The following is a 12,117-nucleotide window of genomic DNA, read 5'->3' on the forward strand; positions in this document are numbered from 1 at the left end:
TCGGCGTGCCCGCGGACAGCTTCTCACTGTCACGGTCTGCAGAGTGGAAGCCTGATGCGCCGCCGCAGCCGATCGGTTTGCCGCGCATCGGTTCCGTGAGGGAGGCCTTGGCGGTCTCTCATCGAAAGGGACACGATGCCCCGCGCCGGAGTCCGCGCAGCCGTCCTGGCGGCGCTGCTCGCCATGCTGACGGCGTTCCTGCCCGCCGGCGCCCACGCCGCGGGGCCCACCCTCGCCGGCACCGCCGGATTCTGCCCCGACGCGAGCGGCGTGACCGTGGTCGTCGACTTCCGTGAGCTCGGCGGCGGCCGGGTGGTGCGATGCGCCCCCGGCGGCCAGTCCGACGGTCTCGCGGCGCTGCGCAACGCCGGGTTCGAGGTGAGCGGCACCAGCCGCTGGGGCGACGCCTTCGTCTGCCGGATCAACGACCGTCCCGGCACGGACCGCGAGCCCTGCGTGGACACCCCGCCGGCCGACGCCTACTGGTCCTACTGGCACGCGGAGAACGGTGGTGAGTGGACCTACAGCCAGCTCGGCGCCAGCTACCGCACCCCACCGGAGGGCAGCTTCGAGGGCTGGTCCTTCTCGCTCGACCGGGAGAGCGGCGACTCCCCGGCGCCCGGCGTCGCGCCCCTGCGTCCGGCCGGGGAGGACGAGACGGGCGGCGGCTCGTCGGGCGGCGGCGGGTCGGGCGGCGGTTCCTCGACCGGAGGCGACTCCGGTGGCACCGGCGGCGGTTCGGCGAGCGCGGGCACGGGTGGCACCGGCGGCCAGGACGGCGGCGCCGCCACCACCGGCGGCGCCGGCGGACAGACCGAGACGGATCCGGGCGACGACGCCACCCCGCCCACGGAGGACGCGGACGACCAGCGGCCGGACGGGGAAGAAGGGGAAGAAGCGGAGGACGAGGAGCGGCGGGACGCTGAGGCGGACGCCGCCGAGGACGACGAGCGCACCGAGGCGACACCCGGCCCCGCCCCCAGCGAGGCCGCCGACTGGAGCGGCCAGGACGAGGAGTTCGAGGAGGACCGCGCCGCCTCGGAGTCCTCCGGCCCCTCCGTCTCGACCATCGCCACCCTCGGTCTGCTCGCCGCCCTGGTGGCCGCCGGCGGCCTGGCCGCCTGGCGCAGACGCCGCGCCGCCCGAACGGCCGGCGAGCAGTGAGCGCGGGCCTCCTGGACCGTGCCGCCACCACACTGCCCCGCGCCCTGCACCCGGGCGCCTGGTGGCTGTGGGCCCTCGGCCTCGCGATAGCCGCCAGCCGCACCACCAACCCGCTGCTGCTCGCCCTGGTGCTGGCCGTCGCCGGGTACGTGGTGGTGCGGCGCCGCACCGACGCCCCCTGGGCGCTGTCCTTCCGGATGTACCTGCTCTTCGGCGCCTTCATCGTCGTCATGCGCGTGCTGTTCCGGATCGTGTTCGGCGGCGGTCAGGGCGGGACCGTCCTCTTCACGCTGCCCGAGATACCGCTGCCCGAGGCCGCCGCCGGCATCCGGCTGCTCGGCGCGGTCAGCGCCGAGGAGCTGCTCGGCGGCGCCTACGACGGGCTGCAACTGGCCACCATGGTCGTGTGCGTCGGCGCCGCCAACGCCCTGGCCAACCCCAAGCGGCTGCTGAAGTCGCTGCCCGGCGCGCTGCACGAGGTGGGGACCTCCGTGGTGGTTGCCCTCTCCGTCGCGCCGCAACTCGTCGAGAGCGTCCAGCGGGTGCGCCGCGCCCGGCGGCTGCGCGGCGCGGGGGAGCGCGGCACGGCGGCGCTGCGCGGCATCGTCGTCCCGGTGCTCGAGGACGCGCTCAGCCGCTCGCTCGCCCTCGCCGCCGCCATGGCCTCCCGCGGCTACGGCCGTACCGGCGACACGCCGCCGCGCGTCAGGCTGGTCGTCGGCACCCTCGTCATCGGCGGCCTGCTGGGCATCAGCGCCGGTCTCTACGGGCTGCTGGACAGCGCCGCCCCGCGCTACCTGGGCCTGCCGCTGCTGCTGGCCGGGGCCGGCGTCGCGGTGCTCGGCTTCCTGCTCGGCGGCCGCCGCGTGCGGCGCAGCAACTACCGACCCGACCGCTGGCGGGCCGGCGAACTGCTCACCGCCGCCGCCGGGGTGACCACGGCCGCGCTGATGTTCCTGTCCTCCCGGGTGGACCCGGCCAACCTCTACCCCTCGCTCAACCCGCTCAGCTGGCCCGAGGTCTCGCCGCTGCCGGTCGTCGCCGTGCTCGTCGGCCTGCTGCCCGCCGTCCTGGCCCCGCCACCACCGACCAACCAGCCCGCGCCCCCTCCAGGAAAGGCCCCGGCGTGATCACGTTCCACGAGGTGACCTTCACCTACCCGGACGCCGAGCGGCCCACCCTGCGCGACGTCGCCCTGGACATCGGCGAGGGCGAACTCTGCCTCGTCACCGGCCGCACCGGCACCGGCAAGTCGACCCTGCTGGGCGCCGTCAACGGACTGGTGCCCCGGTTCACCGGAGGCACCCTGCGCGGCACGGTCACCGTCGCCGGGCAGCGCACCGACGCCGCGGCGCCCCAGGAGTTCGCGCATCTCGTCGGCGTCGTCGGCCAGGACCCGCTCGCCGGCTTCGTCACCGACACCGTCGAGGAAGAACTCGCCTACGGCATGGAGCAGTTGGCCATCGACCCGGGCACCATGCGCAAGCGGGTCGAGGAGACCCTCGACCTGCTGGGCATCGCCGAGCTGCGGCACCGGCCACTGCGCACCCTCTCGGGCGGCCAGCAGCAGCGGGTGGCGATCGGCTCGGTGCTCACCACCCACCCCGCCGTGCTCGTCCTCGACGAGCCCACCTCGGCGCTCGACCCCACCGCGGCCGAGGAGGTGCTGGCCGCCGTGCTGCGCCTCGTGCACGACCTCGGCACCACCGTGCTGATCGCCGAACACCGCATGGAGCGCGTGCTGCAGTACGCCGACCGGCTGCTGCACCTCGCCGGCGACGGCGCCGTGCGCGACGGCGAGCCGGCCGAGCTGATGGCCGACTCCGACGTCGCACCACCCGTCGTCCAGTTGGGCCGCGTCGCCGGCTGGCGGCCGCTGCCGCTCTCCGTGCGGGACGCCCGCCGGCACGCGCCCGCGCTGCGCCGCCGCCTCGAAGGCCAGCTGCCGCCCGCCCCGGAACCGGCCGGCGGCGAGCGCGAACCCGCCCTGGACGCCCACCGGATCACCGTCACCTACGGCTCCGCGGTCGCCGTCCGCGAGGTCGACCTGACGCTGTGGCCGGGCGAGGTCGCCGCGCTGATGGGGCGCAACGGCTCGGGCAAGTCGTCGCTGCTGTGGGCCCTCCAGGGCTCCGGCCCGCGCCGCTCCGGCAGCGTCACGGTCGCGGGCACCGACCCCGGCCAGGCCGGCGCGCGGCGCGCCAGGGAACTCGTCGGCCTCGTGCCGCAGAGCGCCGCCGACCTGCTCTACCTGCAGACCGTGGCCGCCGAGTGCGCCCAGGCCGACCGCGAGTCGGCCGCCACCCCGGGCACCTGCCGCGCGCTGCTGGACCGTCTCGCGCCCGGCATACCGGACGACCGCCATCCCCGCGACCTCTCCGAGGGGCAGCGACTCGCCCTCGTGCTCGCCGTCCAACTTACGGCCGCGCCACGGGTGATGCTTCTCGACGAGCCGACCAGGGGCCTGGACTACCACGCCAAGCGGCACTTCGGCCGGGTGGTGCGCGAACTCGCCGACGAGGGCCATGCGGTGCTGATCGCCACCCACGACGTGGAGTTCGTGGCGGCCACCGCGGACCGGGTCGCCGTCCTCGGCGAGGGCGAACTGGTCGCCGACGGCCCCACCGCCGACGTCGTCTGCGCCTCGCCCGCCTTCGCCCCGCAGGTCGCCAAGATCCTGCGCCCGCTGCCCTGGCTCACGCCCGAGCAGGTCGCCCACGCGCTCACCCTCCAGGAGGCGGCCGGATGACCGACCAGCAGCCGTCCACCACCCGCCGCGCCACCGCGCTGCGCGTCGGCCCCCGGGCCGCCGCCGTGCTGGCGCTTGCCAGCCTGATCGGGCTCGCCATGTTCTGCTGGCCGCTGCTCTCCCCACCCGAGCCGCAGGCCATGGCGCACGCCGGGCACGCGCCGCTGCTGTTCGTGCTGCTGCTGCCGGTGGTGCTCGCCGTGGTGCTCGCCGAGTTCTCCGAGGGCGGCATCGACCCCAAGACCCTCGCCCTGCTCGGCGTGCTGGCCGCCGTCAACGCCGCGCTGCGCCCGCTGGGCGCCGGCACCGCCGGGATCGAGACCGTGTTCTTCGTGCTCATCCTCGCCGGCCGGGTCTTCGGCCCGGGCTTCGGCTTCGCCCTGGGCGCCGTCTCGCTCTTCGCCTCCGCGCTGCTGACCGCCGGCGTCGGCCCCTGGCTGCCGTTCCAGATGATCGCCGCCGGCTGGGTGGGACTCGGCGCCGGGCTGCTGCCGCGCCGCCCCACCGGCCGGGCCGAGATCGCGCTGCTCGCCGGCTACGGGATGCTGGCCGCCTACGCGTTCGGGCTGCTGATGAACCTCTGGTTCTGGCCCTACGCCACCGGCCCCGACACCCAGCTGTCCATCGACCCCGAGGCCGGCGTCCCGGAGAACCTGCACACCTTCGTCCTCTACACCCTGGCGACCTCCACCTTCGGCTGGGACACCGGCCGTGCCCTGACCAACGCCGTCGCCGTCGTGGTCCTCGGGCCCGCCGTGCTCACCACGCTGCGCCGGGCGGCCCGGCGTGCCGCGTTCGACGCCCCCGTCACCTTCACCCCCGCATCCGCATCCGCGCCGCACCGCGCACACCACGAAGGAGCACTCAGCCGATGAGTCCGACGAGTCCGACGAGCAGGAGACCGGCGGCCAGACTCGCGCTGGCCGGAGCACTCATGGCCGGCGCCATGACGCTGCCGGCGGCGAACGCGGCCGCCGACGCGCCGCCCGAGCTGCGCGACCCGGCGGCCGCCGCCGCGACCTGGGCCGCCGGCCAGCTCACCGAGGGCACCCACGCGGGCGGCGACCACGGCCTGACCGCCGACATCGTGCTCGGGCTCGCCGCCTCCGGCACCGCGGGCGACACCGCGGACCGGGCCACCGACTGGCTGGCGGAGAACGCCGCCGACTACATCACCCGGGGCGGCGGCGCGGGCACCGTCTTCGCCGGCGGCGCCGCCAAGCTCGCCCTGGTCGCGGCCGTCGAACACCGCGACCCGGGCGACTTCGGCGGCCAGGACCTGACCGCGACCCTGCTCGGCCGCCTCCAGGACACCGGCCGCTTCACCGACGCGGGAACCACCGGCGACATGTCCAACCAGTTCAGCCAGTCCCTGGCCGTGCTCGCCCTGGAGCGCACCGGCGACGTGCCCGACTCCGCCGTGGACTTCCTCGCCTCCACCCGCTGCGCCGACGGCGGCTACCCGCTCTCGCTGCGCCGCAACCCCGACCGCTGCACCTCCGACACCGACAGCACCGGCATGGCCGTGCAGGCGCTGCTCGCGGTGGGCAGCACCGCGGACGCGGAGCCCGCGCTCGACTGGCTGGAGGGCCGGCAGCGCGAGGACGGCGGCTTCGGCTACGACGCCGCGAGCGCCCCCAACACCAACTCCACGGCCCTGGCCGTCCAGGCCCTGGCCGCCGGCGGCCGGGAGGAGGCGGCCAGGCGCGGCGCGACCTGGCTGCGTTCGGTGCAGGTCGGCTGCGCCGGCGCGGCGGCCGACCGGGGCGCCGTCGGCTACACGGAGCCCGTCGCCAACGGGCTGGCGCTGCGCGCCACGGCCCAGGCGATACCGGCGCTGGCCGGCCAGGCGCTCGGCGAGATCGACGGCGCCTCCTCCGCGCCCGACACCGAGCCCATCGACTGCACCCCGGACGACGGCTCCGCCGGCGCCACCACCGGCCAGCCGGGCGCGGGCGGCGCGGCCAACGGCGCCGACGCGGACGGCGCCGCGAACGGCGACACCAGCGACGGCGCCACGGCGAACGGCGCGGACGCCGGCGCCACCTCGGGCACGACGACCGACGGCGCCACCACGGACGGCGCCGCGACGGACGGCACGACCGACGGCGGCACCACCGACGGAACCACCGCCACCGGCGGCACCAGCGACGGCACCACGGGCGGCCCCACCACCACGGGCCCCACCACCTCCGGCGCCACCACCGGCACCACCACGAGCGGCACCGGCCCCGACGGGAACCTCGCGGACACCGGCTCGTCCTCCGCCCGCCCCCTGATGGCCGCCGCCGCGCTGTTCCTGCTCGCCGGCTGCGCCGCCTACCTGATCGCGCGCCGCCGCCGCCGCCGCGACACCTGAGCCGCCCGCGACAGCCGGGCCCGCACACCACCACCATCCGAGGAGCGACCACCCATGCCCACCACCCGAGCCAGACGTGTCCTCGCCGTCGCCGCCACCACCGGCCTCGCCGCGCTCGCCGCCATCCCGTCCGCCACGGCGGCCGCCGGCGCCCGGGCCGCGGCCGACCCGGTCACCGTCTCCGTCACCCTCACCGGGCCGGCCGGCGTCATCTTCGACGGCGAGGTGACCACCACCGGACACGTCGTCACCCCGCTCACCGGCGGGGCCCGGCTGTGCGACGGCACCAACCTCGGCGCCAACCCGGCCGCCGGCGCCACCCCGACGGCCGCCCTGGACGACGCCGCCGACGCGGGCGGCTTCGACTGGGACGGCGTCTGGTACGCCTCGTTCCAGGACTACCTGGTGACCTCCATCGACGGCTTCACGCAGGACGCCGACCACTTCTACGAGATCTCCGTCAACGGCGCCGCCACCCTGGTCGGCGGCTGCCAGCAGCTGCTCGACGAGGGTGACGAGGTCGCCTTCACCTGGACCGAGATCGGGTGATGACGGGCCCGGGGCCCGCCCCCGGTGCCGCCGGCCGAGCCCGGCGGCACCGGGGGAGTCGCGAGCGTGATACGCATGTCGGATGACCTCTGCTGACTCGCCCGACTCCCCCAACTCACCAGCGGACGCCGAGCGTTACGCCGCCGCCCTGACGGCGCTCGGCTTTCCCGTGCAGGCCGGCCTCGCCGCGCCCGTCGACCTGGCCCGCCTGCTGCTCGAGGCCGCCGAGGTGCGGGTCCGGAACGAGGAGACCGTCGACGGCCGGATCGCGCTGCCCCAACTCCCCGACCTCTCGGGCCCCGACGGCGGCCAGATCGTCCTGGAGCGGCTGATCATGTCCCACTACCGCGCCATCCGGCTCGCGCACGGCGTCACCCCGCTCGGCGCGGCCATGCGCGAGGCCATCGGCGAGGGCGGGGTGGGCGAGATCTGGCGCCTCGCCGCCGAGACCGCGCAGGCGCTCGAGTCCACCCTGGCCTTCCTGATCTCCGTCAGCGTCCCCGAGGCCGACACCCGGGCCGCGAGCGAGCAACTGCGGTTGGCCACGGACCGGTTGGCCGAGGCGGGGGAGACCGCCGCGCGCATCCGCGCCACCGCTCCGGAGCGGGACTGACGGGCGAGCCCCGCGAGGATCACCGGATCTCGGCGGCGGCGGTCGCCGTCCCGGCGGCCGGCTGCCGCCGCCCGCACGCCACCAGCACCAGCAGCACCCCGGCCACGTAGCACAGCAGCACCGGCCAGGGCAGTCGGCCCGACGGCGCGAAGCCCGCGACCGCGATCCTGGCCAGCGCGTAGCAGGACGCGCCGAGACCCGCGACCAGCACCACCCAGGGGCCCGACCGCCACTCGGCGCGCGCCGCCCTGGCGGGCGGCCTGGGCAGCGACCCCACCAGCATCACCAGCGGCACCAGCAGCACCCAGAGCAGCCCCACCCAGGCGAGGCGCAACAGCCACCAGTAGCCGGTGCCCGTCGGGACCTCCGGGAACAGGCCGAGCGGGTAGAGCACGGCCCCGGCCACCATCGCCGGCGCCATGTGCCACAGGTAGAGCCCCATCGCGGCCCGGTTGCCCGCCGCCACCCGCCGCCACCGGCGGGGCTCCCGCAGCCAGCGGTTGACCGGGCCCTCGGCCGTGACCAGCAGCCCGATGACCGTGACGGCGTGCGCGTACAACGCGACGGTCGGTGGCGAGGCGTTGGCGATCCGGGCCCCCGGCACCCCGATCAGGCTCACCGGGAACGGGCCGAGGGTGATCAGCAGGACCCAGGTCACCGTGCCCCCCACCGCCATCAGCCACGGCCGGGCGCCGCGGAGCGCCCCGTCGTGCCAGGCGAAGCCCAGCAGGTACATGCCGCCCCACACCAGCAGGTAGTTGAGCCACCCCACCAGCGGCAGCCGGGGGACGAGCACCAGCACGTTCACCACCGCCGCCAGCACGACGGTGGCCGTCACCAGCCACAGTCCGACGCGCCGGTACAACGCGTACAGCGAGGGCGTCAGGGCGAGCAGCGCCAGGTAGAGCGGCAGGAACCACAGGTGCAGGGCCGTCGCCCAGCCCAACTCCGCGAGCACCCCCGCGTCCACCCCGACCAGGAGGCACACGGCCACGGTGACGGTGCCCGTCGCCACGTAGACCGAGGTCGGGACCAGCAGCCCCCGGGCCCGCTCCGCCAGCCAGCCGCCCCACGCGTCCCGCCGCCGGTGCGCGGACCAGGAGACCGCGTTGGCGTAGCCGCCGGCCAGGAAGATCACCGGCATCACCTGGAAGACCAGCGTCAACCAGTGCGCCCAGTGCACCAGGGCGAGGGCGTCGACGCCGTGCAACCGGCCGCCCCGGTAACTGATGTCGGTGACCAGCCAGTGCCCCACGCAGACGAAGCAGACCGCCGTGAACCGCAGCAGATCCACATACCGGTTCCGCGGCTCCTGGGTGGTTTGCGTCATTCGAGAAGGATTACCAGCAAGCGACTCCCGTCCCAAGGCGCAACGGCGGGACGCGGCGTCCCCGAACGGCCCAACGACCGATGACTTCCGGCGGCCGGGGGAGTCGGCACCGTGGACAGCACCAGCACGCGACCCCCCGGAGGGCCACCATGTCCGACGCCGTCTTCAGGAACACCGAGGCGTTCAGCGGATTCTCCGTGGACGACATCGACCGGGCCAGGGAGTTCTACGGCGACACCCTCGGCCTCGACGTCTCCACGGAGAACGGCATGCTGTTCCTGCACATCGCGGGCGGCCGGGACATCCTGGTCTACCCCAAGCCCAACCACACCCCGGCCTCCTGCACCCTGCTCAACTTCCCGGTCGACGACGTCGAGGCCGCCGTCGACCGGCTCGCCGAGCGCGGGGTCACCTTCGAGCGGTACGAGGGAGCCGACGCCCGGGGCGTCCACCGCGGCCAGGGCGGTCCGCCCATCGCCTGGTTCCGCGACCCGGCCGGCAACTTCCTCTCCGTGCTCGAGCAGCCGTCGAGGCCCTAGCGCTCAGCCGGGCGCGTCGAGAAGTGGGATCAACTCCCGCTCCTCGTAGTCGAGATGGGCCTCCAGTTCGGCCGTGAGGCGGTCGACCTCGGCCAGCGCGTGCCCCGGCTCCGACTGCTCGGCCGTGACGAGCGTCCGCAACTCCTCGACCAGCGCCGCGATCCGCTCGTGCTCGCGGCGCAGCCTCGTCAGCGTCGGCGCCAGCTCCGGGTGGACCCGCTCGAAGTGCGGGAACAGGCCGCCATCCTCGATCGAGTGGTGGTGGCCGAGGCCCTGGCAGAACGTCAGGCAGTTCACCCGCAGTTGGGCGCCGAGCCCGACCCCGCCGCCGGACTCGGCCATCTCCTTTCGGATCAGGGCGAGTTCCCGGCGGAACGCGTCGTGCACGGCCCGCAGCCCCGCGCCGGGCGAGGCGGCGGTGGGCGTCGGGCGGCCCGCCGGCAGCAGCGCCACCACGGGGATCGTCCGGGTGGTCCTGTCCTGGTACGCGGCCCATCCCGGGTCGGCCTCCGCCGCGCGGGCGAAGAGGCGGTCGCGCTCCTCGCCCGCGAGCACGGTGGCCTCCGCCTCGTAGCTGAACACACCGTCCTCGACGGTGACCCGGGGGTGGGCCACCAGGTTGTGGTACCAGTCCGGGTGGCGTGGCGCGCCGGCGGCCGAGGCGATCACCAGGATCCGCCCGCCGTCGTCCGGCAGGTAGGCGACCGGCGTGGTGTGCCGGGCGCCCGACCGGGCCCCGGTGGTGGTCAGCAGGATCAGCCGGGCACCCTCGAAGGGGCCGGAGACGCGCCCCCCGTTGGCGCGGAACTCGTCGATGATCCGCTGGTTGAAGTCTGTGGGCATGCTCGCTCGGGTTCTCCGTGATTCCGTGAGGTGTGTGGTCGATGGGGATCGATGGGAGGGACGACGCGCGCGTGCGCGCGGTCCCGACACGACACTCCACGGAGAACGGCGGGCCCCTGGCCCGGTCGGCGATCACGCCATGACCGGGATCAACCTCACTCGCTCATGGCACGTGGCCGACCCGGTAGTCACGGAGGCACCCTAACCTCGGGCCGCCCGATCGGACAATCTCATTGCTGGTACCTCGGTGCCCGCAGCTCGATGGCCGGGCACCGGTCCATCACCATCCCCAGGCCGGCCGCCCGGACCCGCTCGTACGCCGCCTCGTCGACGACGCCCAGCTGGAACCAGACGGCTCCGGCGCCGATCCGCACCGCCTCGTCGGCCACCGGGCCGGCCAGCTCGCTGTTGACGAACACGTCCACCACGTCCACCGGGAACGGGATGTCGGAGAGCGTCGGGTACCCGCGCTCGCCGTGCACCGTCTCGGCCTTCGGGTGCACGGGCACGATCCGCTTCCCGAACCGCTGCAACACCTGGGCGACGCCGAACGCGGGGCGCCGCGCGTTGGTGGAGAGTCCCACGATCGCCCATGTGTCCCCGAGCCCGGTGAGAATCCGGTCCACCGTCGCCTCGTCGCCGTACATCCAGGCCTCCCTCGTCCGCGTCCACCCGGCCAACGCCATCCTCCCGCGGACCATTCCCACCCGCCGCATACGCTGGCCCGATGCGGGACGGGTATCTGACGGTGGCCGGCGAGGGCGAGCACGAGACCGAGGTGAACCGGTCGCGCTTCCGGTGCGCCCTGGCCCCGGTGGCCGACGAGGCGGCGGCGCAGGCGTTCGTCGCCCACGTCAGGCAGCGGCACCCGACCGCCAGCCACCACTGCTTCGCCTATGTCATCGGTGCCGACGCCGCCGTCCAGCGGAGCGGCGACGACGGCGAGCCGGGCGGCACCGCCGGGCTGCCGATGTTGCAGATGCTGCTGCGCCGCGAGGTGCGGTTCACCGCCGCCGTGGTCACCCGCTGGTTCGGCGGGGTCAAGCTGGGCGCGGGCGGCCTGATCCGCGCCTACGGCGGCGCGGTCGGCGCCGCCCTCGACGCGGTCGGTACCGTGCCGCGCCGCCGGCTGCGGCTGGCCGCCGTCACCGTGGGGCACGAGCGCGCGGGCCGCCTGGAGCACGAGCTGCGGGCCGCCGGCCACCCCGTGCGGGAGGTGCGGTACGGCGTCGAGGTGACCGTCGAGCTCGGCCTGCCGGAGGCCGACGTCGAGACCTTCCGCGCCTGGCTGGCGGGCGCCACCGCCGGCGCCGCGCGGCTCGACCTGGGCGGCGAGGTGTACGAGGCGGGCTGAGTCGGCGAGGAAGGCGCCTCGATTCCACACGGGCTTCACGGTGGCATCACGAATTCCACGCTCCCGTCGTGAGCTTCACATGACCCGCGCCGTGCGCCTCCCCTGCCTGACGCCCCGTCAGTAGCGTCTGGCCCGGTCCTCCGCGGTCCGCGGAGGGAGCGCTCGCACGACTCTGCATGGAGGTGCCATGAGACGCGCAAGGATCCTCGCCGCGACCGCCACCGCGGTGCTGCTGGCCGGCACGGCCACCGCGGCCGCCCAGGGCGGCGGCTCCACCCAGGGTGGTGACGTCAAGGAGGTGCCCGCGGTCGAGGGCGTGACGCCGTTGGCCGCGCACAACCAGTACACCGGCACCCCGACCAGCCTCGCCCCCGGCACCTCGGGGTCGGCCTGGGTGACCTGTCCTCCCGGCGAGGTGCCCACCGGCGGTGGAGCGGGCACCAGCGCCTTCGACATCTACCTGCTCGACACCCGCCCCTCGGGCAGCTCCTGGGTGGTCTTCGGCAAGAACACCGGCTCCACCACCCAGAACATCTCCGCGTACGTCATCTGCACGGTGCCCTGATCCCTCCGGGCTCGGCTGCCTGAACGGCCTGGCACGGCCGGCGCGGGACCGC

The 12,117-nt window shown here is 75.3% G+C and carries 13 protein-coding genes; 10 read left to right on the top strand and 3 right to left on the bottom strand.

Annotation, left to right across the window (positions count from 1 at the left end; all coding sequences use genetic code 11):
• The first annotated feature begins 135 nt into the window (after window positions 1-135).
• The 7 genes from RNC47_RS00885 (at window position 136) to RNC47_RS00915 (ending at window position 7,434) form a co-directional block, all read left to right on the top strand.
• The gene (locus RNC47_RS00885; protein ID WP_311594617.1) at window positions 136-1,164 is read left to right on the top strand and encodes a hypothetical protein; all 1,029 of its coding nucleotides are present in this window, start codon (window positions 136-138) and stop codon (window positions 1,162-1,164) included.
• Entirely contained in the window at window positions 1,161-2,294 is a 1,134-nt protein-coding gene (locus tag RNC47_RS00890; RefSeq protein WP_311594618.1) for a CbiQ family ECF transporter T component, read from the top strand. The genes RNC47_RS00885 and RNC47_RS00890 overlap by 4 nt, the downstream gene beginning before the upstream one ends.
• Window positions 2,291-3,913: an ABC transporter ATP-binding protein gene (locus RNC47_RS00895; RefSeq protein WP_311594619.1), complete on the top strand. Its 1,623-nt coding sequence runs from the start codon at window positions 2,291-2,293 to the stop codon at window positions 3,911-3,913. Before RNC47_RS00890 ends, RNC47_RS00895 begins: the two co-directional genes overlap by 4 nt.
• Window positions 3,910-4,788, top strand: a complete 879-nt coding sequence (locus RNC47_RS00900; protein WP_311594620.1) for an ECF transporter S component — start codon at window positions 3,910-3,912, stop codon at window positions 4,786-4,788. Before RNC47_RS00895 ends, RNC47_RS00900 begins: the two co-directional genes overlap by 4 nt.
• Window positions 4,785-6,272, top strand: coding sequence for a prenyltransferase/squalene oxidase repeat-containing protein (locus RNC47_RS00905; RefSeq protein ID WP_311594621.1), 1,488 nt, complete (start codon window positions 4,785-4,787; stop codon window positions 6,270-6,272). The genes RNC47_RS00900 and RNC47_RS00905 overlap by 4 nt, the downstream gene beginning before the upstream one ends.
• 54 nt (window positions 6,273-6,326) lie before the next feature.
• Entirely contained in the window at window positions 6,327-6,821 is a 495-nt protein-coding gene (locus RNC47_RS00910) for a DUF4430 domain-containing protein (RefSeq protein WP_311594622.1), read from the top strand.
• An 82-nt stretch (window positions 6,822-6,903) separates the two neighbouring features.
• Entirely contained in the window at window positions 6,904-7,434 is a 531-nt protein-coding gene (locus RNC47_RS00915; protein ID WP_311594623.1) for a hypothetical protein, read from the top strand.
• A gap of 19 nt (window positions 7,435-7,453) precedes the next feature.
• On the opposite strand, the gene RNC47_RS00920 is transcribed toward RNC47_RS00915, so the two are convergent.
• A complete protein-coding gene (locus RNC47_RS00920) occupies window positions 7,454-8,764 on the bottom strand; it encodes an acyltransferase family protein (RefSeq protein ID WP_311594624.1) in 1,311 nt (436 codons plus the stop codon).
• Between the two features lie 149 nt (window positions 8,765-8,913).
• Between RNC47_RS00920 and RNC47_RS00925 the strand changes: the two genes are divergently transcribed.
• Window positions 8,914-9,303: a VOC family protein gene (locus RNC47_RS00925; protein WP_311594625.1), complete on the top strand. Its 390-nt coding sequence runs from the start codon at window positions 8,914-8,916 to the stop codon at window positions 9,301-9,303.
• 3 nt (window positions 9,304-9,306) lie between these two features.
• Here RNC47_RS00925 and RNC47_RS00930 read toward each other — a convergent pair whose 3' ends face one another.
• Both RNC47_RS00930 and RNC47_RS00935 read right to left on the bottom strand, forming a co-directional pair.
• Window positions 9,307-10,146 (bottom strand): nitroreductase/quinone reductase family protein, encoded by an 840-nt coding sequence (locus RNC47_RS00930; protein ID WP_311594626.1) that lies wholly within the window; start codon window positions 10,144-10,146, stop codon window positions 9,307-9,309.
• Window positions 10,147-10,376: 230 nt separating this feature from the next.
• A complete protein-coding gene (locus RNC47_RS00935; RefSeq protein ID WP_311594627.1) occupies window positions 10,377-10,793 on the bottom strand; it encodes a CoA-binding protein in 417 nt (138 codons plus the stop codon).
• An 80-nt stretch (window positions 10,794-10,873) separates the two neighbouring features.
• On the opposite strand from RNC47_RS00935, the gene RNC47_RS00940 reads away from it, so the two are divergent.
• Together RNC47_RS00940 and RNC47_RS00945 are read left to right on the top strand one after the other, a co-directional pair.
• A complete protein-coding gene (locus RNC47_RS00940; RefSeq protein ID WP_311594628.1) occupies window positions 10,874-11,500 on the top strand; it encodes an IMPACT family protein in 627 nt (208 codons plus the stop codon).
• Between the two features lie 187 nt (window positions 11,501-11,687).
• The gene (locus RNC47_RS00945) at window positions 11,688-12,065 is read left to right on the top strand and encodes a hypothetical protein (RefSeq protein WP_311594629.1); all 378 of its coding nucleotides are present in this window, start codon (window positions 11,688-11,690) and stop codon (window positions 12,063-12,065) included.
• The last annotated feature ends 52 nt before the right edge of the window (window positions 12,066-12,117 follow it).

The organism is Streptomyces millisiae, assembly GCF_031845425.1.
Lineage (GTDB): Bacteria > Actinomycetota > Actinomycetes > Streptomycetales > Streptomycetaceae > Streptomyces > Streptomyces millisiae.

What these genes read in the sequence shown, in the direction of transcription:
- RNC47_RS00935 (WP_311594627.1), bottom strand. Translation starts at nt 10,793, where the DNA reads ATGTACGGCGACGAGGCGACGGTGGACCGGATTCTCACCGGGCTCGGG.
- RNC47_RS00920 (WP_311594624.1), bottom strand. Translation starts at nt 8,764, where the DNA reads ATGACGCAAACCACCCAGGAGCCGCGGAACCGGTATGTGGATCTGCTG.
- RNC47_RS00900 (WP_311594620.1), top strand. Translation starts at nt 3,910, where the DNA reads ATGACCGACCAGCAGCCGTCCACCACCCGCCGCGCCACCGCGCTGCGC.
- RNC47_RS00915 (WP_311594623.1), top strand. Translation starts at nt 6,904, where the DNA reads ATGACCTCTGCTGACTCGCCCGACTCCCCCAACTCACCAGCGGACGCC.
- RNC47_RS00945 (WP_311594629.1), top strand. Translation starts at nt 11,688, where the DNA reads ATGAGACGCGCAAGGATCCTCGCCGCGACCGCCACCGCGGTGCTGCTG.
- RNC47_RS00925 (WP_311594625.1), top strand. Translation starts at nt 8,914, where the DNA reads ATGTCCGACGCCGTCTTCAGGAACACCGAGGCGTTCAGCGGATTCTCC.
- RNC47_RS00930 (WP_311594626.1), bottom strand. Translation starts at nt 10,146, where the DNA reads ATGCCCACAGACTTCAACCAGCGGATCATCGACGAGTTCCGCGCCAAC.
- RNC47_RS00910 (WP_311594622.1), top strand. Translation starts at nt 6,327, where the DNA reads ATGCCCACCACCCGAGCCAGACGTGTCCTCGCCGTCGCCGCCACCACC.
- RNC47_RS00905 (WP_311594621.1), top strand. Translation starts at nt 4,785, where the DNA reads ATGAGTCCGACGAGTCCGACGAGCAGGAGACCGGCGGCCAGACTCGCG.
- RNC47_RS00940 (WP_311594628.1), top strand. Translation starts at nt 10,874, where the DNA reads ATGCGGGACGGGTATCTGACGGTGGCCGGCGAGGGCGAGCACGAGACC.
- RNC47_RS00885 (WP_311594617.1), top strand. Translation starts at nt 136, where the DNA reads ATGCCCCGCGCCGGAGTCCGCGCAGCCGTCCTGGCGGCGCTGCTCGCC.